Annotated in this window: 29 protein-coding genes and 1 tRNA gene; 13 read left to right on the forward strand and 17 right to left on the reverse strand. The window is 60.4% G+C overall.

Features of this window, described 5'->3' with window-relative positions:
- Positions 1–51: 51 nt before the first annotated feature.
- The 3 genes from NIM87_RS07815 to NIM87_RS07825 form a co-directional block, all read right to left on the reverse strand.
- A complete protein-coding gene (locus tag NIM87_RS07815; protein WP_254674094.1) occupies positions 52–270 on the reverse strand; it encodes a DUF3126 family protein in 219 nt (72 codons plus the stop codon).
- 116 nt (positions 271–386) lie between these two features.
- The gene (gene cysE, locus NIM87_RS07820; RefSeq protein WP_254674095.1) at positions 387–1,214 is read right to left on the reverse strand and encodes a serine O-acetyltransferase; all 828 of its coding nucleotides are present in this window, start codon (positions 1,212–1,214) and stop codon (positions 387–389) included.
- An 81-nt stretch (positions 1,215–1,295) separates the two neighbouring features.
- Positions 1,296–2,066 carry an alpha/beta fold hydrolase gene (locus NIM87_RS07825; protein WP_254674096.1) on the reverse strand — a complete coding sequence of 257 codons (771 nt, stop codon included), beginning with the start codon at positions 2,064–2,066 and terminating at the stop codon, positions 1,296–1,298.
- Between the two features lie 132 nt (positions 2,067–2,198).
- On the opposite strand from NIM87_RS07825, the gene NIM87_RS07830 reads away from it, so the two are divergent.
- The 4 genes from NIM87_RS07830 (at position 2,199) to NIM87_RS07845 (ending at position 5,538) form a co-directional block, all read left to right on the forward strand.
- The gene (locus tag NIM87_RS07830) at positions 2,199–2,444 is read left to right on the forward strand and encodes a zinc-finger domain-containing protein (RefSeq protein ID WP_254674097.1); all 246 of its coding nucleotides are present in this window, start codon (positions 2,199–2,201) and stop codon (positions 2,442–2,444) included.
- Positions 2,445–2,452: 8 nt separating this feature from the next.
- A complete protein-coding gene (locus NIM87_RS07835) occupies positions 2,453–3,637 on the forward strand; it encodes an FAD-dependent monooxygenase (RefSeq protein WP_254674098.1) in 1,185 nt (394 codons plus the stop codon).
- Between the two features lie 103 nt (positions 3,638–3,740).
- Positions 3,741–5,078 carry a TCR/Tet family MFS transporter gene (locus tag NIM87_RS07840; RefSeq protein WP_254674099.1) on the forward strand — a complete coding sequence of 446 codons (1,338 nt, stop codon included), beginning with the start codon at positions 3,741–3,743 and terminating at the stop codon, positions 5,076–5,078.
- On the forward strand, positions 5,050–5,538 hold the full coding sequence (locus tag NIM87_RS07845; RefSeq protein WP_254674100.1) for a GNAT family N-acetyltransferase: 489 nt from the start codon (positions 5,050–5,052) through the stop codon (positions 5,536–5,538). The genes NIM87_RS07840 and NIM87_RS07845 overlap by 29 nt, the downstream gene beginning before the upstream one ends.
- 48 nt (positions 5,539–5,586) lie before the next feature.
- Here NIM87_RS07845 and gndA read toward each other — a convergent pair whose 3' ends face one another.
- Positions 5,587–7,005, reverse strand: coding sequence for an NADP-dependent phosphogluconate dehydrogenase (gene gndA, locus NIM87_RS07850; RefSeq protein ID WP_254674101.1), 1,419 nt, complete (start codon positions 7,003–7,005; stop codon positions 5,587–5,589).
- Positions 7,006–7,403: 398 nt separating this feature from the next.
- On the opposite strand from gndA, the gene NIM87_RS07855 reads away from it, so the two are divergent.
- The gene (locus NIM87_RS07855) at positions 7,404–8,177 is read left to right on the forward strand and encodes an SDR family oxidoreductase (protein WP_254674102.1); all 774 of its coding nucleotides are present in this window, start codon (positions 7,404–7,406) and stop codon (positions 8,175–8,177) included.
- A complete protein-coding gene (locus tag NIM87_RS07860) occupies positions 8,146–8,709 on the forward strand; it encodes a gluconokinase (protein WP_254674103.1) in 564 nt (187 codons plus the stop codon). The genes NIM87_RS07855 and NIM87_RS07860 overlap by 32 nt, the downstream gene beginning before the upstream one ends.
- 6 nt (positions 8,710–8,715) lie before the next feature.
- Here NIM87_RS07860 and NIM87_RS07865 read toward each other — a convergent pair whose 3' ends face one another.
- The 7 genes from NIM87_RS07865 to NIM87_RS07895 all read right to left on the reverse strand — a co-directional run bounded on the left by NIM87_RS07865 (position 8,716) and on the right by NIM87_RS07895 (position 13,949).
- Positions 8,716–9,099: a DUF1622 domain-containing protein gene (locus NIM87_RS07865; protein WP_254674104.1), complete on the reverse strand. Its 384-nt coding sequence runs from the start codon at positions 9,097–9,099 to the stop codon at positions 8,716–8,718.
- Between the two features lie 64 nt (positions 9,100–9,163).
- Complete coding sequence (locus tag NIM87_RS07870; RefSeq protein WP_254674105.1) at positions 9,164–10,075, reverse strand: DMT family transporter; 912 nt, start codon at positions 10,073–10,075, stop codon at positions 9,164–9,166.
- A 63-nt stretch (positions 10,076–10,138) separates the two neighbouring features.
- Positions 10,139–10,912, reverse strand: a complete 774-nt coding sequence (locus tag NIM87_RS07875) for a MerR family transcriptional regulator (protein WP_254674106.1) — start codon at positions 10,910–10,912, stop codon at positions 10,139–10,141.
- Positions 10,913–10,949: 37 nt separating this feature from the next.
- Positions 10,950–11,435, reverse strand: coding sequence for a CYTH domain-containing protein (locus NIM87_RS07880; protein ID WP_254674107.1), 486 nt, complete (start codon positions 11,433–11,435; stop codon positions 10,950–10,952).
- Positions 11,436–12,335 carry a CHAD domain-containing protein gene (locus tag NIM87_RS07885; protein ID WP_254674108.1) on the reverse strand — a complete coding sequence of 300 codons (900 nt, stop codon included), beginning with the start codon at positions 12,333–12,335 and terminating at the stop codon, positions 11,436–11,438. It lies immediately after the preceding gene.
- Positions 12,336–12,338: 3 nt separating this feature from the next.
- Positions 12,339–12,875 (reverse strand): methylated-DNA--[protein]-cysteine S-methyltransferase, encoded by a 537-nt coding sequence (locus tag NIM87_RS07890; protein ID WP_254674109.1) that lies wholly within the window; start codon positions 12,873–12,875, stop codon positions 12,339–12,341.
- Between the two features lie 78 nt (positions 12,876–12,953).
- Positions 12,954–13,949: a hypothetical protein gene (locus tag NIM87_RS07895; RefSeq protein WP_254674110.1), complete on the reverse strand. Its 996-nt coding sequence runs from the start codon at positions 13,947–13,949 to the stop codon at positions 12,954–12,956.
- A 68-nt stretch (positions 13,950–14,017) separates the two neighbouring features.
- On the opposite strand from NIM87_RS07895, the gene NIM87_RS07900 reads away from it, so the two are divergent.
- Positions 14,018–14,677, forward strand: a complete 660-nt coding sequence (locus tag NIM87_RS07900; RefSeq protein ID WP_254674111.1) for an RluA family pseudouridine synthase — start codon at positions 14,018–14,020, stop codon at positions 14,675–14,677.
- Between the two features lies 1 nt (position 14,678).
- Here the strand turns inward: NIM87_RS07900 and NIM87_RS07905 are convergent, their stop codons facing one another.
- Both NIM87_RS07905 and NIM87_RS07910 read right to left on the reverse strand, forming a co-directional pair.
- On the reverse strand, positions 14,679–14,966 hold the full coding sequence (locus NIM87_RS07905) for an ASCH domain-containing protein (protein ID WP_254674112.1): 288 nt from the start codon (positions 14,964–14,966) through the stop codon (positions 14,679–14,681).
- Positions 14,966–15,346, reverse strand: coding sequence for a RidA family protein (locus tag NIM87_RS07910; protein ID WP_254674113.1), 381 nt, complete (start codon positions 15,344–15,346; stop codon positions 14,966–14,968). Before NIM87_RS07910 ends, NIM87_RS07905 begins: the two co-directional genes overlap by 1 nt.
- Positions 15,347–15,600: 254 nt before the next feature.
- On the opposite strand from NIM87_RS07910, the gene NIM87_RS07915 reads away from it, so the two are divergent.
- The 4 genes from NIM87_RS07915 (at position 15,601) to NIM87_RS07930 (ending at position 20,285) form a co-directional block, all read left to right on the forward strand.
- Positions 15,601–15,686: transfer RNA gene (locus NIM87_RS07915), tRNA-Leu, on the forward strand.
- 470 nt (positions 15,687–16,156) lie between these two features.
- The gene (locus NIM87_RS07920) at positions 16,157–17,656 is read left to right on the forward strand and encodes a DNA cytosine methyltransferase (RefSeq protein ID WP_254674114.1); all 1,500 of its coding nucleotides are present in this window, start codon (positions 16,157–16,159) and stop codon (positions 17,654–17,656) included.
- A 106-nt stretch (positions 17,657–17,762) separates the two neighbouring features.
- Complete coding sequence (locus NIM87_RS18725) at positions 17,763–18,986, forward strand: McrB family protein (protein ID WP_254674115.1); 1,224 nt, start codon at positions 17,763–17,765, stop codon at positions 18,984–18,986.
- 9 nt (positions 18,987–18,995) lie between these two features.
- Positions 18,996–20,285: an McrC family protein gene (locus tag NIM87_RS07930; RefSeq protein ID WP_254674116.1), complete on the forward strand. Its 1,290-nt coding sequence runs from the start codon at positions 18,996–18,998 to the stop codon at positions 20,283–20,285.
- A gap of 34 nt (positions 20,286–20,319) precedes the next feature.
- Here the strand turns inward: NIM87_RS07930 and NIM87_RS07935 are convergent, their stop codons facing one another.
- Positions 20,320–20,643, reverse strand: coding sequence for a hypothetical protein (locus NIM87_RS07935; protein ID WP_254674117.1), 324 nt, complete (start codon positions 20,641–20,643; stop codon positions 20,320–20,322).
- 57 nt (positions 20,644–20,700) lie between these two features.
- On the opposite strand from NIM87_RS07935, the gene NIM87_RS07940 reads away from it, so the two are divergent.
- Positions 20,701–20,970 carry a helix-turn-helix domain-containing protein gene (locus NIM87_RS07940; RefSeq protein WP_254674118.1) on the forward strand — a complete coding sequence of 90 codons (270 nt, stop codon included), beginning with the start codon at positions 20,701–20,703 and terminating at the stop codon, positions 20,968–20,970.
- 1 nt (position 20,971) lies between these two features.
- Positions 20,972–21,463, forward strand: coding sequence for a hypothetical protein (locus NIM87_RS07945; RefSeq protein ID WP_254674119.1), 492 nt, complete (start codon positions 20,972–20,974; stop codon positions 21,461–21,463).
- Positions 21,464–21,476: 13 nt separating this feature from the next.
- On the opposite strand, the gene NIM87_RS07950 is transcribed toward NIM87_RS07945, so the two are convergent.
- The 3 genes from NIM87_RS07950 to NIM87_RS07960 form a co-directional block, all read right to left on the reverse strand.
- Positions 21,477–21,917 carry an HK97 gp10 family phage protein gene (locus NIM87_RS07950; RefSeq protein ID WP_254674120.1) on the reverse strand — a complete coding sequence of 147 codons (441 nt, stop codon included), beginning with the start codon at positions 21,915–21,917 and terminating at the stop codon, positions 21,477–21,479.
- Positions 21,918–21,980: 63 nt separating this feature from the next.
- Positions 21,981–22,376 (reverse strand): hypothetical protein, encoded by a 396-nt coding sequence (locus NIM87_RS07955; protein ID WP_254674121.1) that lies wholly within the window; start codon positions 22,374–22,376, stop codon positions 21,981–21,983.
- 2 nt (positions 22,377–22,378) lie between these two features.
- Entirely contained in the window at positions 22,379–22,645 is a 267-nt protein-coding gene (locus tag NIM87_RS07960; RefSeq protein WP_195162202.1) for a hypothetical protein, read from the reverse strand.
- Positions 22,646–22,647 lie beyond the last annotated feature (2 nt).

Below are 22,647 nucleotides of genomic sequence, written 5' to 3' on the forward strand. Positions count from 1 at the left end.
ACTTGAATCACATCACGAAACCAACGGGAATCCGCTAATTGGGTACAGACCCTAGTCCAGGTCTTCGAGATCGATGTCGAGGATCGACATGGAGAACATGTAGGACTTGTCGCCATCTTCGTCGTCGAGATGGATCAGTCCGATCGATTCTTCACCGATGAACACTTCCACCGAGTCATTGAGCTTGGCACGTGGGCGGACATCGATATTGCGGTTGTTGAACTTCTGCTGCAGGAATTTCTGCAGCTTGATGATTTCGGGATGGTTCACTTGGGCGTGTCCTGCTGATTGCGTTGAGGCGGCAATCTAGTGTCTCGCCCGGCGCTGGCAACCCCTGCACCGGGCAATTTAGCGGGAACAACGGACCGGAGGGCCTTGCTAAGAGGCTACTTGGCACCCTCGTGCACCAGCACCATCTGGTCCATGACCAGCGCTGGCTGGGCGCATCCGGCTGCGCCAATGACTTTGGCCGGAACGCCGGCAACCGTGGTGTGTGGTGGCACTTCCTTGAGCACCACCGAGCCGGCGCCCACGCGTGAGCACTCGCCAACCCTGATATTGCCCAGCACCTTGGCGCCGGCGCCAATCAACACGCCATTGCCAATCTTGGGGTGCCGATCCTGGTCGGCCTTGCCCGTGCCACCCAGGGTAACATTCTGAAGCATAGAGACATTGTCCCCAACGACAGCCGTCTCTCCAATCACCAGCCCTGTGCCGTGGTCGAGCATGATCCCCTTGCCCATCGGCACGGCAGGATTGATGTCCACCTGGAACACCTGGCTCGACCGGCTCTGGAGATAGAGTGCGAAATCGCGCCGCCCGGCCTTGTGCATGGCGTGCGCAAAGCGGTGCGTCTGAATGGCCTGATAGCCCTTGAAGTAAAGCAATGGCTCGACTGCCCGATGGCAGGCCGGATCACGCTCAAGCGTTGCCGCCAGGTCGACGCGCGCCGCCTGGCCAATTTCGGGATTATCGCGCAGGGTTTCGGCAAACGACTGACGGATCATGTCGGCCGAGACATCCTCGTGGTCGAGACGGGCGGCGAGGCGATGGGCCAGTGCCTCTTCGAAGCTGTCGTGATTGAGAACCGTGGACAGCACCAGATTGCCAAGCGCGGGCTCGCTATCAAGTGTCTGTTGCGCGCCGGCTCGGACTGCCTCCCAGACCGGATCGACTGCCTGGATCTGGGCCGACTTCTTCGCATTGCCGCTCATTGCGCAATTCTCCGCTTCATCGATAACTGACGATATAAGGCAGTTCGTTTCCCGTTTCAAAGTCAAAGCTGGGTCATTGGTTCACGAAACCGGTATGGTTGGATAAGTGCGACCGAAGAACTCCAGCGTCGCGGCCTTGAAAACCTTGTCACCCGTCGCACGCATGTGGTCGCGCTTGGGAATCACTAAAGCCTCGCCCTGCAGCATAAGTTCCACCAGCGGCCCTGGGCTTCCGGCCATCTCGTCCTCGCTGCCGATGGCCACCAGCGCCGGCACATGGATGCGACGCACGTCCGCCCGCGCCATCGGCTGTCGGGAGGTTTCCATGCAGGCGGCCAGAGCCTCCCGGTCCGACCCCGTATGATCGGCAAAAATACGGAACTGCCGAGCGGTCGGGTGGGTCAAATCGGCCAACGCCGGTGCGCGCAACCCGGCAATGATGTCATTGCCGTCGGCCAGGCCGTTGATGAGATTGAGCCCCATGCCCCCGAACACCACGCAAGCAACCCGTTCGGGATGCGCAAAGGCCAAAAAGGCGGTGATTCGAGCGCCCATCGAATAGCCGATAACGGCGGTGCGCTCGATCTTGAGGTGATCAAGCAGGGCCAGGGCGTCCTCGGCCATCTGTGTCGGATAATAGAGCTCGGGATCATGCGGCTTGTCGGACTGTCCATGCCCTCTATTGTCCAGCGTGATTGCCATATAGCCGGCCCCGGTCAGCGTCTCCACCCAGCCGGTATCGACCCAATTGACCTTACCACTGGACGCAAACCCGTGGACAAGCAGCACCGGCGGGCCCTCTCCGGCCACTTCATAGGCGAGTGACAGGCCAGAGGTGGTGAAACTGGGCATGAGGCATCCTCTTTGCAGGTTGGTCCGGGTTTTGCGGCTTCGGCGCACAAAATCAAGCGTCCCTTTGCCCTTTTCTTGCCTTGGGGCTTTGGCTATGGTCGCGCCAAATCAAAACACCATTCAGGTTTTCCCATGGCTCACGGCTCGACCCCGCATTTCCACAACACCCAAGGCCTGCGCAGCATCGAGATCGGATCCAAGGAATTCCAATGCGTCGGGGCCCTGCCGCCGTTCGATCATCCGCATGTCTATCTCGATATGGGCAAGGATAGCGAAATCGTCTGCCCCTATTGCTCGACCCTTTTTGTCTACAAGGGTGAATTGGGTGCCGGTCACGCCAATCCTGCTTCCGCGATCTTCCAGGTCGACGCCGCCTGAGTTTTACCATGCCCGCCACGGGCCGCACCTATGTCATCGCCGGAGCCGGCATTGCCGGCATGACCCTGGCGCTCGCGCTGGCCAAGTTTGGCGCGACGGTGGTGGTGCTTGAGCGCAATCCTACGGTACAGGAATTCGGCGCAGGGCTACAGATCAGCCCCAATGCCCGCCATGTGCTCAACCGGCTTGGCCTCAGCGATGCACTGGATCGGGTGAGCCTCGAACCGCAGGCGCTCGACATCTATCCGCAAGGCGCACAGAAGCCGCTGCTGAGCATGGAACTGGGCGCTATCATGTCCGAGCGCTTTGGCGCGCCCTATGCCGTGATGCACCGGGCAGACCTTGCCGACCTGCTTTACAAAGCCTGCCGTCGCTTTGCCAATATTGACCTGCTGTTCGGCGTCCGGGGCTGGGATGTGGCATCCCATGCCCGCGGCGTGACGGTCGCCATCGACGAGGCCAACGGCCAGAGCCGAACCACCCGCGCCAATGCCTTCATTGGTGCCGATGGGGTCCATTCCCAAACCCGTCAGGTCTTGCTTGATGGGCCACGGGCCGAATTTCGCAACCGGATTGCCTGGCGGGCGCTGGTGACATTTGACCAGCTTTCCGGCCAGATCGCTGCCGATCGGGTTTCGGTCTTTTTTGGCCAGGGCTTCCACCTGGTGTGCTATCCGCTGCCCCATCGTGGTCAGGTCAACCTGGCGCTGTTCATGCCCGGCAAGACGCCCGAGGCCAGTGCCCAGCCTCGCCCTCGCAGGCCCGGCCCGCGCGTCGGAGCCATATTGGCTGCCGCTGGAGAAGGCTGGACGGCCTGGCCCATGTATACGGTGGACACGGCGCTCTGGCATCGCGGCAATGTCGGCATCATCGGCGATGCGGCACACGCCATGGTGCCATTCCAGGCGCAGGGCGCGGCCATGGGCATCGAGGACGCAGCGACACTCGCGCCACTTCTTGTCGGAACCGAATCCGCCGAAACAGCCTTTTCCAGCTATGCGAAACTGCGCCAGCCGCGAACCCGGCGCGTTGCCGCACTTTCGGCGGAGAATGGCCGCATCTTTCATATGCCATGGCCCCTGAGCATGGCGCGCGACCTGGTCATGCGCCAACAAGGGCCAAGGGCGCACCTGAAGCGACTGGCTTGGATCTACTCCCACGACGTGGGTGAAGGACCCGAAGCGCGGGACTAGCCCGCCAACGCCAGTTCAATCGCTGCGCGCTTGCCTTGTCGGGGCGCGCCGTGTCAATTGCATCGCACCATCCAGGTGGGACAAAAAAGGTAAAAGCCACCGCATGCAAGCTGCGACCCGTTCCCGTCTGACACTCACCTGCATCCTGATCACCATTCTGATCGATATGATCGGGGTGGGGATAATTGTGCCGGTATTGCCGGAATTGCTCGAAGACCTGACCGGCGGCAGCGTCGCCCAGGCCGCGGTGATCGGTGGCTACCTGGTGTTTGCCTATGCCTTCATGCAGTTCGTGTTTTCGCCGGTGCTGGGCAATCTTTCCGACAGGTTTGGTCGCCGCCCTGTGCTGCTGCTCTCGCTGCTGGGGCTGACCTTCGACTACCTGATGATGTCGATTGCGCCCTTCGTCTGGTATCTGTTCGTTGGCCGCATCATTGCTGGTATCGCCGGGGCCGCGCTGGCGACTGCCACTGCCTATATGGCCGATATCACCCCGCCCCATAAGCGCACCCATCGCTTCGGCCTGATCGGCGCTGCCTTCGGGCTAGGCTTCATCATCGGCCCGGTGGTCGGCGGCGAACTGGGCGAATTCGGTCCACGCGTTCCATTTTTTGCCGCGGCCGGCCTCGCCTTTGCCAATTTCCTCTTTGGCCTGTTCGTGCTGCCCGAGAGCCTGCCCAAGTCCAATCGTCGCAAATTCAGCATCCGTCGCGCCAATCCGCTGGGCGCGGTGATGGCACTGCGGCAATATTCATCGGTGCTGTGGCTGCTGGCCGTGCTGTTTTTCCTGCAATTGGCGACGCAGGCGCTCCCCACGATCTTCAGCTATTTCACCGTCGAGGTGTTTGACTTTTCCTCATCCTCCATCGGTCGCACACTCGGCGCTTTCGGGATCGGTTTTGCCTTCAGCCAGGCGGTCCTAGCCGGACCTCTGTCCAAGGGCATGGGCGAACCGGCGGTTGGCATGATCGGTTTGACGGCCGCAGCCATTGCCTTTGCCGGCATCGCTTTTTCGGCCGATATCTATCAGCTCTATCTCTTCATCGCCGTTGGCACGGTCAGCGGCCTCGCCCCTCCGGCCATCAACGGCGTACTCTCACGCCAGGTCCCCGACAACAGCCAAGGCGAATTGCAGGGCGCCGTCAACGCGGCCAGTTCTCTGGCCACGATCATCGGCCCGCTCGCCGCCACCCAGATCTTTTCCTATTACACAAGCTCTCCGGCCTCAGGGCATTACTTCCCCGGCGCGCCTTTCATTGCCTGCGGAATAGCCGTGGTGCTGGCGCTGATCGTGTTCGCCATAGCCGCCTGGCGTTTTGAACTCGGCCGCCGGCCCAGTGTCGCCGACCATCCGCACGCCCCCGAAATACCAGCTCCAGGCCAGGTCCGCGTGGCGCCACTTGAAGACGACGATGACACTCTCGATCCGCCCCGCCACTGACGCCGACTGGCCCTCGATCCTTGACATCATCAAGCCGGTGCTGGCTGCCGGCGAGACCTATGCCATCGACACCAACCTCGATGATGCAGGCCTGCACGCCTATTGGATGATGCCGGCCCATAAGGTGTTCGTGGCCGAGCTCGATGGGCAGGTCGTCGGCACCTATTACCTGATGCACAACCAGCGCGGCGGCGGCGCCCATGTCGCGAATTGCGGCTACATGACTTCGCCTGAAGCACGCGGCCAGGGCGTCGCCAGAACCATGTGCCTGCATTCGCTCGACCGCGCCCGGGAACGCGGCTTTCGGGCCATGCAGTTCAACCACGTGGTGTCGACCAACGAGGGCGCCGTGGCCCTGTGGCAGAAGCTGGGGTTCCAGATCGTCGGCACGCTGCCCCAGGCATTCAGGCATCCGCTGCACGGCTATGTGGACAGTTTTGTCATGTTCCGCGCGCTCTGAATGCAAAAAGCCCCACCGAGGCGGGGCTTTCAATAGGCAGTTTATTGCTTACTTGCCCAGTGTTGATGGCCAGGTGCCGTGGAGGTCGCTGCCGCGGCCTTCGATCTCGAAGCCATGGGCGCCGAAGAAGTCGCGCTGCCCCTGGATAAGATTGGCCGTGCCGCGTGCCTGGCGGTAGCTGTCGAAATAGCTCAGTGCTGCCGACAGACACACCATCGGGAACTCACCCATGGCGGCGGCGGCCACGACCTTCCTGAGGCTTGGGTGGCTATCCTTCATGATGGTCACGAAGTCCGGCACGACGAGCAGGTTGGTGGCCTCGCCCTTGGCATAGGCCGAGCTCATCTGATCGAGGAAACGCGAGCGGATGATGCAGCCAGCACGCCAGATCTTGGCGATGGTGGCCAGCGGCAGCGCCCAGCCGTTTTCTTCCGAAGCCTTGGCAATGACAGCAAAGCCCTGCGCGTAGGAAACGATCTTGCCTGCCAGCAGCGCCTTTTCGAGATCGGCAAGGGTGACATCGGTCTTTTGGCGATCCGGCTTGCCATAGATCGCCTCGGCGGCCACGCGCTCGGCCTTGCGCGAGGAGATCGAGCGAGCTGCAACGGCGCCCTCGATGGCGGTGGCAGGCACGCCCATCTGCTGGGCGACGATGGCGGACCAGACGCCCGTGCCCTTCTGGCCGGCCTTGTCGAGAATCAGCTCAACCAGCGGCTTGCTGGTCTCGGCATCAACAGCATCCAGGACATGCCCGGTAATCTCGATGAGATAGGAATTGAGCGGCCCGTTATTCCACTCCTTGAAGACGTCTGCGCATTCTTTGGCCGACATCCCGAGCCCATCGCGCATGACGCCATAGACTTCGGCGATCATCTGCATGTCGCCATATTCAATGCCATTGTGGATGGTCTTTACGAAGTGACCGGCACCACCTTCGCCCAGATACGCGCAGCAGCTTTCGCCATCGAACTTTGCCGCAATCGCGGTCAGCACCGCTTCGGCATTGTGCCACTGCTCTTCCGAGCCGCCGACCATGATCGAAGGGCCATGGCGCGCACCCTCTTCGCCGCCAGACACGCCGACGCCGAGATAGCCGATCTTCTTGGGCTTCAAATAGTCGAAGCGGCGCTGCGTGTCGGTGAACAGCGAATTGCCGCATTCGATGATGGCGTCGCCGGCTTCCAGATGCGGCAACAACTGCTCGATCATGTCGTCGACCGGCTGGCCGGCCTTGACCATGATGATGATCGAGCGCGGTGCCTTCACCGTCTGCACAAAATCGGCAAGGTCATATTTGGGGATGGTATTGCCATCCAGGCCCTGCGCCTTGGCATCGGCCATGTGCTCGTCGACACGCCCCGCCGAACGATTGTGAACGGCAACAGTATAGCCCTTCTCGGCGATGTTGAGGGCAAGGTTGGAACCCATGACCGCCAGGCCGATAAGGCCGATATCCGCTGTCGACATACAAACAGTCCTTCTCAAGATCTTGCGCTTTCATCCCATGCGGGAGGGCACGGCACGCGGCGGGAAATGACCACAATCTGCTCCTCGAAGAAAGGGCGGATTGCACAATTTTCGGCCAGATCGCACACCTTGTATGGAAGATCAAGCCGATCAGGTGTCACCAATGTCCAGCCCACGCCCGGCGAGAGCCTTGAATGGCTTTAAAGTTTTTGCCGGCCCTTCTGCCTTTTGGGCATATTGGCCTGATCGTTAAACAGCCCGATCACCCTGCACCGAAGCTGAACGGCAACGACCTACGTGTCACATTCCAGCGGCATGGCGCCCCTCCCCGCCTTGCATGCAAGGCCTTGCTCCACTAACACCGCTTGACGGTGCCACGGGGAGAGGTCACGCCAAGCATGAACACCAAGGCTTCGCTATTTGATCTGACAGGACGTCGCGCACTGATAACAGGCTCGAGCCGAGGTCTCGGGTTCGCCATGGCCAGGGCATTGGCCGGCGCTGGTGCGTCCATCGTCCTCAATGCACGAGACAATGTGGCGCTGGGCGCTGCTGCCGCCGACCTGGCACAAACCGGCGCCGACGTCAGCGCCGTCGCCTTCGACGTGACCAGCCCGGATAGCGTGGGCGGCGCGATTGCTCATATCGAAGCCGAACTCGGGCCCATCGACATTCTGATCAACAATGCCGGCATCCAGATCCGTGGATCGCTTGAGACCTATAGCCACGAAAATTTCGAGGCCATGCTGAGCACCCATGTCGTCTCGACCTTCTCTGTCAGCCGGGCCGTAGCCCAACACATGCTCGAGCGCGGGCGCGGCAAGATCATCAATATCTGTTCGATCCTGACCAATCATGCCCGGCCCACAGCGGCCCCCTATGGCGCCGCCAAGGCTGCCATTGCCAACCTGACGCGCGGGATGGCCGCCGACTGGGCGCCACGCGGCCTGCATATCAACGCAATCGCTCCCGGCTACTTCAAGACCGACCTCAACAAGACGCTGATGGCCGACGCCAGCTTTGATGGCTGGGTCAAGCAGCGCACCCCTATGGGCCGCTGGGGCGAGGTGGAAGAACTCGGACCCGCCGCCATTTTCCTCGCTTCTGATGCTTCCAGTTTCGTGAACGGACACATTCTCTATGTCGACGGCGCCTTCACCGCAGTTGTCTGAACCGGCCCGCATCATCATCGTGATGGGCGTCAGTTCCTCGGGCAAGTCCACCGTCGGTGCAGCTCTGGGCCGGGCGCTGCATGCGCCGTTTCTTGATGGCGACGGCTACCACCCCGAGGCCAATGTCGAGAAAATGCGGAACGGCGTGCCCCTGACCGACGAGGATCGCTGGCCCTGGCTTGAGGCGCTTTCCGCTGCGCTCAAGTCCGCTGCGGAGAAGAAGGGCGTCGCCGTCGGCGCCTGCTCGGCGCTCAAGCGCTCCTACCGCGATTTCATCACCGACAAGGCGGGCGAACCGGTTCTGTTCGTCTACCTCGACGGCAGTCGCGCCGTGATCGGCGAGCGCATGGCCAAGCGCAGTCACGAATATATGCCGACAAGCCTCCTCGACAGTCAGTTCGCTACGCTTGAAGTGCCCGATGCCGCGACCGAAAACGTATTGAAAGTTCCAGTAACCGACAGCGTCGACAAAATCGTCAGGACCGTGACCGGCGCCCTGAACCACCTCAAGACCTTCAAACGCTGGCAATGAGCCAAATCACTTGGTTTCCTGGCGCTCCCTGACCTCGGCATGCGGCTGCTGCCAGGGCCAGCGGCCGGAGACTTCCACCTCGAGCGAAAGACTGAGGAAGGTGCGGATCGCTATGATTCCGGCCAGAACCGCCAGGCTCTGCAAACTGGGTTCAATGGCGACGGTCGCAATGATATCGGCAGCAACCAGGAATTCGAGCCCCAGTAGAATCCCCCGACCAGCGTCGGCGCGATAGCGACGAAAGCTCGTTTCGTCCGCATTGCCGAGCAAGACCGTGTGCAAGAATCGGATGGAGCCGAACAGCAAGCCTCCGACAATGACCAAAATTCCGCACCACTCTATGGCTCGCGAAATCCAGTAGAGCAAAGTTGGCGCCAGTCCGTCGTCCATGCGTGCACTCATCGTCAGGTCTTTGGGACCCAACGTCCGCACTGGCGGATTCGATCCGAACGCCTCAGGCGCTGCCGGCGGTCGCGGTAATCGTGCGCCGGAATGTCCCTTGACCGATGGCAACGAGCAGCGCTGCCGCAACGATCACCGCAGCGCCCACCACCTTCCAGATGTCGAGGTGTATACCGAGCAGCAGGACGTCGAACATGAACGCCCAGAGGATTCCGGTATATTCATAGCCCGCCAGCAGCGACACTGGCGCCCGCGCCACCGCTTCCATCATCATCACATGACCAAAGCCACCTAGCAGGCCAGCGCCGATCAACAGCAGCTGCGTCTGCCCATCCAGCGGCACCCAGCCCAACACAATCGAAGCTGCGCCCAGCAATGTGCTGAGGAGGCCAAACGACAATGCGATGCTGGCCGGCGGGTCGGTGCGCGTGAGGTCCTTCACCTGCACCCGCGACAGCGCGTTGGTCGCCGCCATGCCCACACCGGCAGCAATGCCGATCAGCGCGCCATCGCGCACCTCGCTGCTGACCAGCGACGGAAACAGCATGATCAGCACGCCGGCAAATCCGAACACGACGCCCAGCACAACAAGGATTGCGGTTCGCTCCTTGAGCAGCAGCATGGCCGCGAACATGGACAATATCGGCGTCAGATAGCTGAGCGCAGTCGCGACGCCGACCGAGAGATAGGCCAGCGCCGTGAAATTGAGCGCCATAACAACGCAACCAAGGAGGCCACGCACCAGATGCTTTCCCGGCCGCTTGGTGCGAATGGACGTTCCCAGCTGTCCGCGCAAGGCGAGATAGGCAATGATCGGCGGCAGGGCGATAGCGCTGCGCCAGAATATCAACTGGCCCAGCGTCGCATGCAGCGCGGCTTCATGGATGACGGCGGACATGGCGATGAGGCACACAAGGCCTCCCGTCGCGAGGACCAGCGCTAGGCGGGGATTATGAACAGGCATGCCCGTTCTATCGGCGCCAAATGCGGTCCGCGCAACAGATAAATTGGCCGTCCCAGTGAGCGGTCACTGGGTTTGTCGCCTTGCCCAAGCTTTCATGGCCGAGACCAGATAGCCGGCAAAGCCGGGTGCGATGGCCTCGTAGCGTTTTCTGAAGTCGGGGTGCTCGTAGATATCGGCAAGGCCCGCATAGGCCTCCGGCGAACACTCCCGCCCCCAGCTTCGCGCCACCCAGCTCCGGTGCCGCTCGATCATGGGGTCGAGGGCCGCAGCCTGTGGCGGAAGACCCTGGCGCAGACCTTCGGCCAGCCCCTCCTCTATGGTCTTGAGTTCGGCCATCCACGCAGCGCGTTCGGCATCGCTCATGGCCGTCGCCGCCTTGCGGCTGGCTTCGATATCGGTTTCCATGTCTGGACCGTATCGATCCACCAGCCATGCTTCGTAGACAGCCTGCTTTTCGGCCGAGACCACGCCGGAATAAAGGTCCTTGTCGTCCATTTTGCACTCTCCGTTGAGACGGGCGATTGTGCGGTCAATCGTCCTCACCATGCCGGCGTAGCGCTTCGCCTGCTCTTCAAGACGGTCCCGCTGCTGGCGCAGTGTATCGAGCCGGTCGAAGCCCGGCGCATCGAGGATGGCGCCAATCTCGGCCAGGGAGATGTCCAGTTCGCGGTGAATGAGAATCTGCTGCAGGCGCAGCAATTCCTCCTCGCCATAATAGCGATAGCGGTTGTCGCCGGTGAATGCGGGCTTGAGCAGACCGACGTCGTCATAGTGGTGCAGCGTGCGCACCGAGACACCCGCAAGCCGGGCCAATTGAGTGACGGTATAGGTCTTCATTTATCTCGCATCCTCCGCGAGACCAGCCAATAGTCCCTTACGCCGCGTCAGGGTCAAGCGCGGGCACGCCGGGGTTACGGGACAGGCTGGCATTGGCATATCGGTCGTCATGGCTGACTTCCGTACCCGCCCATGCTGGAAGGTCGACAGATTGATCGGCGGAGGCAAGCTCCACCTCGGCCATGACAAGGCCCGCATGCGCACCTTCGAAAACGTCGACCTCCCAAGTCAGCCCACCATGGGGCACGAGATATCGGCGCTTCTCGACCACATTGGGCCGAGACATCTCGAGGAGCGCCCTGCCCTCGTCCAGCGGAACCTCATATTCGAACTCCGCGCGGCTGATGCCGTCGGTGGGCCCCTTGAGGGTCAGAACTGCGCGGCTGTCGTCGAGAATGCGAATGCGTACCGTGGCCTTGGCGCTGGTTGACAGATAGCCCTGCCGCAGCGCGGCGCTGCCGGTTGACGATGCGCGCCAGTCGTCACCCTTGACCAGGAATTTGCGCTCGATCTCAATGGCCATTCATCGCTCCCGCACCAGCAAATCCCAATAATGCTCGAACCGTGCCGTCATAGCCGATGGACGCTCGACCGAAAACTGTCGGCCCATGGTCAAAGCCTCTGCCAGCAGATATGCCTTTCGCCCATCCGCCAGAGCGAGCAGCACGTCCCCAGTCTGCTCATCACCCAGGGTGGCGGTGCGGATCCAATCACCCAGCACCGCAAAGTTGTTGTGCTCACCGAGGGCATCGCCAAGCCTGTCCAGGCCTTCCGCCAAGGGCCCCAGCACCAGCGGGGCAGCGGGCTTGAGCAAGCGCACATGATACCAGTGGTATTTTGCAGCTTTGCGCCACTCGTGGACGGCGGTGTCCGACGGCTGCTTCTTGATTTTTGCCAGCCCCTTGCGGAACTTCGCATAGGCCTTCTCAAGTCCGGGCGCGAGGACATCAAACCCACGCTCGTCGAGCGTCCAGGTCTTTATGCGCTTCCGCACCGCTTCCAGCCGCTCACGCGCGGTGTGCAGCAGTTCGTCTTCACCCATCTGCCGGCGCAGATGGGTTTCGCGTGCCGCCAACTTGAGGCGCAGGGACTGGACCGCCGCAGCTGCATCGCCGGCCACGCGCTCACCACCAAATCCGACCAGCGCATCGAAACTGTCGATCATGACGGCCGCATCGCGGGCCACTGACAGCCCCTCGGCCACCGCACGGATAGCCTGGTTTTCAGCGGCATAGTCGTCGCAACACGGACGTACGAGGCGCAGCAATCCGCGCACCTTCTTGCAGTTACGGCGCACGGCATGGACCGTCTCATCGAAATTGCCGCCCCGCTCGATGACGCCGAGAGCATCATCGACCTGTTCAAGGGCGATGGCTCGCACCTGCGCAGGCACGTCCGAGGATTGTTTGAAGGCATAGGCCATGTATCAGAACCCAAATGTCATTTGCCCAGCGGGGGTGCCAATGCTGACGCCCTCCAACGCAAGCATTTTGACCTTGGTTGCAGTGCCGCCCGGCGCAGAAAAGCCGCCCGGCTTGCCGTCGCTGGCAAGCACGCGGTGACAGGGTATGACCAGCGGGATGGGATTGGCGCCCATGGCCTGCCCAACCGCCCGCGACAGGCCGATATCGCCCAGTTGCCGGGCCAGATCGCCATAGGTGACCGTCTGTCCCCAACCGATCTTGATCAGCAGGTCATAGGCACGACTGTGAAAATCGGGAACGCCAGCGAGGTCGAGCGGCACATCGGCAAAATCGACCGCTTCGCCTTCGGCATAGTCCTCGATGCTGTTCATCAGGGCCGAGATCATCCGGGTCGGCTCGCCAGGCTGCGTCGTACCGCGATTGAGTCGTTCCAGCAGGACCGTCTCATCGTCACCTGGCAGGAGCAGGCGGGCCAGACCCTTGTCCGTCCAGCCAATGCCAAAGCGCCCCAGTGCGGTATCGAAGGTCGTTGTTTCCATGGACCGAGCATAGGCCGCCGCAGGGATGGGAGCCAGAGCGCGAAAGCATGCGGGCCGCAACTTGCGGCCCGCCTTATCTCACACGGTTGGTGCGACACCTGTATCAGCCGCGCCTCCACCAAAGCGGCGACCTGCCCATCCGGCGGCCTTGTCCTTGAGCTGGTTGAACTTCTTGGACGCCGAACTCAGCCGTTGATCCCAGACCGGATCGGGCGACTGACCTTCGACAGTCTTGAAATAGACCTCCATCAGGCAGGCAATGGCGAAAGGCTCAATCAGCGCCACCTTGGCTGCCCAGGCAAAAAGGATGGCGAAGACGAAGCCACCCGCCGACCACGCGCCGGGCAGTATCCAGACCAGCGCAGCGGCCGGCGCCAGCATGATGAGGAACACGATGAAGGCGAGGCCATAAGTGAAGACCGTCAGCCAGGCAGCGTTCTTGAGCATGACCTTGTAGTTCTGCCCGTAGAGCACCAGCGCGGTCTTGGCCGAATCCCACGGGTTGGTCGCGCGGGTGCGAATGGCATAGGCAAGGATCACCTCGTCCACCAGCCCCACCGCAATGCGCAGGAAAGCACGGACCAGACCCACAATCTGCTGCAGACCGGGGATCGGCAGGATGGTCGCGATACCTTCGACAATGCCGGTAATGGCGCGCAGCACGCCCTTGACCAGTTGATCGACGCCGAAGAGCACGCTGGTTTCGGCGAAGCGCTCCTTCACGACGCCGGACGCATAGTCGATCTGCGAACGCCCATCGGGGATGGGCTTGTTGTCGAGCAGTTCGACCAGCACGGCAATATGGCCCGCTTTGACCACATAGAGGATATATTCGCGCAGAAGGTAGATGACGCCCGCCGTCAGCCCGAAGCCGGCAATGCCGCCCCAGACCGAAGTGCTGGCCTGGAAGTCGGCATCGCCAAAGGCGCCAACGCCCCAGCCGATGCCGGCACCGACGCCGGTGACCAGTACATAAGCCACTGCGATGCCGAAATAGACCACCATACGGAAGGCGATGAACGGCCAGGTACGCAACATCAGGCCCATGGCCCGACCAATTGAGAAGTCCCACATGCTCGATTGTCCCCCAAGCAATTGGATAAATGCGTGGGTCTCTGGTACAGGGCCTCATGCCCGGACCCATGCCCACACTCACCGACTACTTTCCACCGACTGAACCGTACCTGAACATCATTCATGTCGATGATGATATTCTGGTCGTGGACAAGCAGTCTGGCCTGCTCAGCGTTCCCGGTAAAGACCCAAGTCTATGGGACTGCATCGAATACCGGGCGCGCCAGACCTATCCCACCGCCGGCATGTGCCACCGGCTCGACAAGGATACGTCCGGGGTCCTGGTGCTGGCGCTCAACAAGCGCGCGCATGGCCGTATCGGCAGCCAGTTCGAGCACCGCAAGACCACCAAGAGCTACATTGCCCGCGTTTCAGGCATCGTTGCGGAGGACAGCGGACTGATCGACTTGCCGCTTGGCACCGACTGGCTCAACAAGCCGCGCCAGAAGGTCGACCACGATCATGGCCGTGCCGCGCAGACCGAATGGCATGTCATAGAGCGCGAGGCCAACGCGACGCGGCTGCGTCTGGTGCCACTTACCGGACGCACGCATCAGTTGCGCGTTCACATGAAGGCCATCGGCCATGTGATTCTGGGGGATGCGTTTTATGCCGAGGGTGAGGACCTGCTGGCAGCCGACCGCCTGCAACTGCATGCCGCCGAACTGGGCTTCACCCACCCGACGACAGAAGTGTTCACCAGCTTCGTAGCGCCAACGCCATTCTGATCTAGTCCGCCGCGCCGATATACCCCACCTCGATGCGCTGGAAGAGGCTGCCCTGTTTCATCGTGTCGAGCCAGCGGCGGAAATCGGCAACGTCCTTGAACCCGGCGCGCTGTGCTTCGGCGTCGGTTACCGCATCCGGGGTCGTATCGGTGACCGATTTGATCGCCAAGAGCCCCACCTTGGTCTTGAGCGTGCCGCCCGGTTTGACCGTTGGGCGGTTCCAGCGACGGAAGATCAGGTCGACCTTGCCGGCCTTGATCAGTTCGAGAAGATCGCGCTTGAGCAACATCAGTCCAGCACCGCCGTGGCTGCGATCTCAATTTTGAGGCCCGCGGCCAGCAGCTCCTTGACCACCACAGTCGCGCGCACCGGATAGGGCTGCTCGGTGAAATACTCGCGATAGACCTTGTTCATACCGGCCGCGTCGGCGCTATCGGTGAGGAATATCTGCACCATGACAAGATTGCGCAGCGTGCCGCCGGCCGCCTTGACGGCAATATCCAGATTGCCGATGCAACGGCGCGCCTGCGCCTCGATGCCGCCTTCGACGATCTCGCCGCTGACGGGATCTTCGGCAATGGCGACGAGCCACAAATGCTTGCCGGCGCGCACAGCATCGTTGATAGGCGCCGAGGATGGCGCAATGCCGGTTTCGATACGTTCGATCATAGGGCCTCCGTGGAAGAATCGCGCGGGCGCAATTGTGTTGCGGAATTGCTTGTGACAAACACGGGCAGCCGAGCCAAGCGGGCGTGGTGGAATTGGTAGACACAAGGGACTTAAAATCCCGACGTGTCCGCAGAAAAGCGCAACCGGATCATGCGCTTAGGCCTGTTCGAGCCGATAAAGGCCTGATATAGGCCCGATGCGCGCGGCTGACATGAGTCGCGGGCATGGGTTATGAGGGTGCGGGAAGACAAAAAGGCCGCTTGCCGAAACTGGTAGACGGAAGGCACTTAAAATGCCTCGGGCATCGCCCGTGTGGGTTCGAGTCCCACAGCGGCCACCATGCATTTGTAAACCGAGGCTCGGGGCAATCCCCCTCAACCAGCGCGTTTACGGATTTACGTGGCGGATATATGCGTTCCTCATGCCGTTGCGGTTTTGGGAAACAAAGCGACATGTTCCAAGGTCCCAATCACATCAACATGGTTAACTAAATCTTGGTTTTTCCACGACAATTTGGCTTGCACGGCATTGACCTTGTGCATCTCTCTCGCTGAGATGACACATTGACGAATCTGCGATGTTCTCGTATTGTTCTCATCATGAAAATTGCCAAGAAGAGGGTTTTAGATAATGAGAACTGTAAAGCCCGATAGTATCGATAGCATGCAAACGGTAGCCGACCCTGTGGTTTTTGGCCTCTTTTCGGTCGCTGGCTGCTATCAGGATGTGGGCAGCATCAATGACTTTCAGCGGGCCATAGAGCGAATCAAAGCGAGTGTCCATAAATTTGCAGCAAGGAAGATTTGACCTATGAACAAGGCCGTTAGACCTGCAGGTTTCTCTTCCGCGAACTCCGAAATATCGGAGTCACCGTCGGGTGGTTCATCACCCCAGAAGACACTGAATAGTAAACTGAAGGTCATTTCCTTGTTTGCCGGCATCGGCGGTTTCGACCATGCATTCGACATGGCCGGCGGCGAGATCGCGATGCAGTGCGAACTGGATAAGTTCTGCCAGTCGATCTTGAAGAAGCACTGGCCAAAGGCAACACTCGTGTCCGATATAAAGAAGCTTAGACCCGAGGAAATGCCGGATGCTGATGTCTGGACGGCAGGGTTCCCCTGTCAGGACGTGTCGCTTGCTCGCGGCAATCATGGCCGAAATGGCCTGAAGGGTAACCACACCAGTCTATTTTTCGATTTGATGCGGCTTGTCGAAGCAAAGCGCCCGAAGGTGCTGTTGCTTGAGAACGTGGTTGGACTTCTCAACTCGCATCAAGGTTGCGATTTCGGCGTGATCCTAATGGAGTTGATCGAACGCGGTTATGCGGTCAGTTGGCGCGTTATGAACGCACGCTATTTCGGAGTCGCCCAGTCACGACCTCGCGTATTCATTTGCGCCTGGAAGGGCGACTATCATAGCGCGACAGAAGCTCTATTTGAACCGAAGCGTAGCGCTGATCGCGGCTCTGAGCGCGCCGGTTTCGTAACGCAATCAAAGCATAGCACAGGCGCTATCGTGCCGCAGCTGGCTTATTGTGTCGCCGCGACGTCGGGGAGGCACACCGGTAACGATTGGAGCCGATCATATATTTCCTATCCCGATGCCGTTCGACGGCCGACACCTACTGAGAGCGAGCGTCTTCAAGGCTTTCCCGCTGGATGGACCGTTCCGTTGGCGAGCGTCCCACAACCTGCGCGCGGTTTCGATTCTGAGCGCTACAAGTCGGTCGGCAACGCCGTTGCCGTTCCGGTAGTTGCCTGGATCGCAAAACGCATCGGCGGGATCGTCGCGGCTGCGGTGAAGCGCCCTGAAGAGATCGACTTGCCTGAGGATGTTCTGAAGCTAGCGCCGGAACTTCGAAACGCTACGCGCGTGCTGTCGTTCGCAGCGATCGCCGATGAAATCCGCGCCGGCACGTTCGTTCGGAAATGGAAGAGCGGCGGCGTGGCTTGCCGTGACATGATCATCGAAGGCACTGCATCACCGGCGCCGTCAAAGATTGTGCCCGCCCGCTTCGTCGATGCGCTCGATGCGACGCGTCCGGATGAAAGCTACTTCCTAACGGCCAACGCTGCTGCTGGCATTCTGCGCCGCGTGAAAGTTGTTGGACGCACTCTTTTTCTGCCGATGAGCGTCGCTCTGGAGAAAATCGTGCAAGCAGCCGGAGAATCACCCATAGATGAAGGTGGTGACTCTGGGGGTAGTAAATTTGGCAAGTCCAGCATTCGTCCGGCTCGGACCATCGAGCGCGGCAGTTTCAGAACAGATAGACAGTTCTCCGCCGGGGTTGAGATCCGCGCCGATTGAGCTGACTTGTGCTCAAGTACCGAAAGAGTTTGAGGTTGGCTCGATCGTCCTTATTTGGCTTGGCAGCAACAACAACAAAGGCGTAGCTACACCCTGGGATCAGGGTGTGCGGGCGATTGGCAATTGTTCGTCGAAAGAGCAGGCCAGCGACGGTAAGAACTTCGAGATCGCGATCGATAACGTATTTGTGTTCCCGAAGTCGGTGAAAAAGGAAGACCTACTTAAGAGCGCGCCGGACACCTACACCCAGTTCCTGACAGACGCCTCGATCGTCGGCATCAACAACTACGCGTCTCAGGTCGTTCAGATCCTCAAGCCGCAGGATTTGACGATCATCTGCGCGATGATCTCCAGCATCCAGCCGGAATCCCGCGACGAGCTTGAGAAGCGGGTGCCGTCCTCGAAGACGTTCAAACTTTCACTCCCGGCGCAAAAGCAGATGCAGGCGCCAAAGGAGGCACCGGAGACACTCGTAGCGTCACTGATACCGGACGATGATCCCGTGCTAGTCGAAGTCTATCGACTGTTGAACGAGGACCAGATGGGCGGCGTGATGCTCGTTGGATCTCCCGGCACGGGTAAGACATGGTACGCTCGGCAGATCGCACTGAAATTGACCGGGGGCTTCGATTCTCTGATCCGCGAGGTGCAGTTTCATCCGTCGTATCAGTATGAAGACTTCGTGGAGGGTTACGTTCCTGACCGCGACGCAGGTGGGTTTCGCCTCGTAGATAAGCACCTATTACAGATGGTGGCAGCCGCGCAGAAAACGAACTCCCTTGTCGTGATGATCATCGACGAGTTCAGCCGAACGGACCCGGCGCGAGTTCTCGGTGAGACCATGACGTATATGGAAGGATCGCATCGTGGTAGGGAGTTCTTTTTGCCGTCGGGCCGCGTGGTAAGTATCCCCAAAAACTTGATATTCTTGGCCACGATGAACCCGGAAGACCGGTCGGTCGACGAGATCGATGCCGCGATGGAGCGCCGATGGGCAAAGGTGCGGATAGCGCCCAGCGCCGACAAACTGCGCGACTTCCTCACGGCAAATGGGATGGCTGGACCTGCGATGGGCCCGGTGGTCGAGTTCTTCATCGAGCTTCAGAACCACATCGACATCGGGCACGCGTTCTTCCGTACGGTCAAGGACGGCGCCTCGCTCCAGCGGCTTTGGACCTCACAGTTGGATTTTGCCATGAGGAAGCGTTTCCGGTTTGACGCGGAGACGCAGAAAGTCGTCGAAGCACACTGGCAGAAGTGCCTGGCCGCAGTCATCGCCGCCGAAACTCCGCCGCCGGGGAACGTCGCCCAGGCGGCGGGCAACGGTTAACGCGGGCCCGTGGAAACCCCACACAGTGTCGCAACGGCAGACGGCAAAACCGTCTACAGCGTCGATTCGCGAGGAATGATAGAGGTTGACCTTGCCGATCTCATGATCGGCGGCGAGTTGTCCATCTTCCGCGAGGTCGAGGATAGGGGGCTGCTGTCCCTCCGCTTCCAAAGACGGAAGGCAATCATAGCCGCAGGTGGATTCATCGGCCTTATTCCGCTGACGCCCACAGTCACGATAGAGGTCAACCCAAAACTACCGGTCCGCAACCTGGCGCGCGTCCTGGACGTCGCACGCAGTTCATTGACGCCGTTGGCAACTGCTGATCGTCTCTATCTTACAAATGATGGTCCGACGAACAGCATCATGGAGTTCCTCGGACGGAACCTGCTCGACGCCGTGAGACCTCTGGAACTGCTCGGGCTTCACAAGGAATACCTCCGATGTGCTCGCAGCACATCGCATCCGTCGGGCCGTATAGACATTTCGTCGAGCCTCAAGCAGCACTGGTCCCATGGACAACCGCATCGGGTGGTGGCACAGCGCTTCGAGCAAACGTCGGACGTTCCGGCGAACCGGGTCATCAAATATGCACTGCAATTCCTTCTCCAGCGCCTGCGATCCACCTCTACGACGTCGCTAGAGTTGATCAGAAAGGCCAATGAAGTGTTTAACCGGTTGCCTGGTTCGATCGGTGAGATGGCTATCGCCGATCTTCAGGGCGCTAAGGCGGCGATTCAGCGGCGACTATTGCCGGCGCAGCGGGACTACTACTACAGAGCGCTTGAGATCGCCGTGCTGATCCTGTCGAACGGCGGTATCGCGCTCCAGGAGAAGGGCAGCGACGTTCTGCTCCGCAGCTTCGTTGTCAACTTCGACGACCTGTTCGAGTGTTACATCCGGCGCGTTCTCCAGTCATTCGCGTCGAACGAGATCGGCGTCTTCGACGGCAACAACGAGCGTAGGAAGTACCTTTTTCAAAACACCAAGGTCCATTACGCCCAGCCCGACATTGTCGTGACTTCGAATGTGACGGCCAAGACCGTCGTCTCCGACGTGAAATACAAGGATCTGCCAAAGCGCGAAGACATCAACCAGGCGGTGACCTATGCCGTTTCATACAGCACGACAAAGGCGCTAATCATCCATCAGGTGAGGCCCGGCAACGCATCGGGTTTGAAGCACATCGGCGTCATGGGCGACATTTCGGTCGATGCTTACGGTTTTGATCTCGACAGCCTCGACCTTCCGAAAGAAGAGAAGGCCATGGCAGAAGCAGTCTTCGCATTGATTTCATGAGTTTTTCAGCTTCAGCCAAAAGGGAGTAAATTTCTCAAGGCTTGATGGCGTGTATGCTATCCCCACGCAGCGCAGATGTTTTGAGCAGCTCAGCAGAAACCCGCTTGAGGAACCGCTTGTGCCGACCGTCAGGTGCGAAGGATGCGCCGAGCATGTGGTCGCCAATGATCCGATGCGCCTCGGCGCCGTAATATTCACGATATAATGCCGCAGCGTGCCGAACGTCGTAATCGGTCGGTTCACGGCACCTGTCTCGCCGCTCGGCAGCAAACATCAGGAGGCCGCCGACGATCGCCGCCACGTACCATGTTGCGAGCGCCTTATAGGCCAATGCGATGATCGTTCCAAAGCTATCCATGGATGTTGAATATAGTCGACATTTCGAGGAAGTAAGCAAAAATGTGACGATCAGTCCGTGGACGATCCGTCTACATGTCGGCGCTATGCCGGGATGTTGGATTACAGACGAGTCTTGGCAGAGAACGTGAAGGCGGCGAGAAAGGCTCTCGATCTGTCGCAGGAGGCCCTCGCGCTAGAGGCAGCCATTGATCGCACCTATGTCAGCGGTATTGAGCGGGGCAGACGGAATCCATCGCTGACCATGATCGCCAAGCTTGCCGAAAGGCTGAAGACGACGCCAGCGGCGCTATTGTCGCCCATGACACAAGAGCAGACGGGGAAGTAGTATGGGAGACAGGCTGTTCGTCGCCGTGTTGGGGAACCGCAATTCTGGGAAATCCACAACTTGGAACACTCTGTTTGGCCGGACTGTAAAGACCGGCAAGCAGTCGCGATCTCTGGAACTCCGGCCGGGCGAATGCGTCGAGGTCTTCCTTGTAAGCGGTTCGTTCGAGGAGCGTAATCTATACGCAGGCGATGTCCTGGAAGACCAAACCAGCAGGATCGTTCTGTGCTCGATGCAATATACCGAGGACGTCGCCAAGACGCTCGACTATGTCAAAGAGAAGGGGTTCGACATTTATGTCCACTGGCTGAACCCTGGCTATAGCGATCCGGGCGAAAACTGGGATCGGTTGGGATTGGTCAATCGTATACTGGACGCTCCCTCGGCACTGGCGGTCCGCTCGGGCAAGGTTAGCGCCGCAGGCCGAGTCCAAGAATTAAGAGAGTTCATATATGGCTGGGCCGTATATAGAGGGCTAATCTTCAAATGCTGATCCTGCACTTCCGCTAATCGTCCAAAATCTTCGCGCCGCGCACGGTGGCGAGCCCTTCAATCACCGCGATCCGCACGAAGTCGGCAGGCGCCTGCTTCGAGTGGCCGTCGTTGAGCGCCTGGATATGTCCGGCGTTGTTAGTGATGTGGATTTCTCGGTTCGTGCCAATGTCGAACGCCTCGATGATCGGAGCGCCGGCCTCGATTGTTGCGACCGAGTTCGCGTCGCCAGTCGAGCCCATCGTGCCGGGAATGCGGGCAGGAAACAGACCCTCAAAGGCGCGATCCAACTCTGGCGTCCAGTTCGAGCGGGCCGTGCCGGTGTCCACCGGCGTCCCCTCGACAGCGGAGCGGAGCACGACCTGGGCGCAATCCTTCATTGCACGCTCGACGTTTCCCTCGACCCGCACGGCGATGCGGTCGAGCCTCTTTGCCAAGTCATCAAGTCCGGCCATGGCCGATTTCCTTTCAATCGCACACGGACACTGGGTCCGGCGGCAGTTCGGTGTCGTCTTCGATCAGTGAATATCCTTCGGCATGCTGTCGCGCTGCACCCGGTAGACGAGGAGCGCCATGAGCGGGTCGCCGTCTTCGAGGTAAGGCCGCAGGCGCGGGTGAACCGTGCCTGTATGCGCGTCCAGTGCCCAGGGTTCCCGGACGAATATCAGGACGTTTGCCGCCCCCGACATCGCAGGGATGACCACCGGTCGGTAGCCAAGGTTGAGAAGCCTCTCGGCGTGGTGGACCTGCATGTAGATGTGGTCGGCGTAGCGGTCGGCATCGATTCCTGCCTCTACCCAGAGGTCCTTGACCTGCACCACGGGGCATCCGGCGAGGCAGCCCATCATTCGGGCACGGTGCGCCTTGCTGCGGCGGGCTAGCTCGATCATCGCCGGGTCGCGGGATCGGGCCATGGTCAGGCTCCCTTCATGTAGGAGCCGCCCCGGTCGAGGCTTGGCCACACGGACTGTCCCCTTGCGCCAACCGGCATGCCACCAACGAAGGCTGCGGGCGCGGAAGTCAGGTCTACACTCGTCCAGCCGACGAGCGCGTTCGGCTCGCCAAGCAGAATTTCGGCTGCGACGCGCGCAGCCGATGCCGATGCGCCGACCGCTAGCGCGAAGTTAAGCCCATCAGCGCGACGGTGTTCCTCGCGGACAGGAAAGAATGCAAAGGTGGCCATAG

Origin of the sequence: Devosia ureilytica, from assembly GCF_024273195.1 — a bacterium.
Classification (GTDB): Bacteria; Pseudomonadota; Alphaproteobacteria; order Rhizobiales; family Devosiaceae; genus Devosia; species Devosia ureilytica.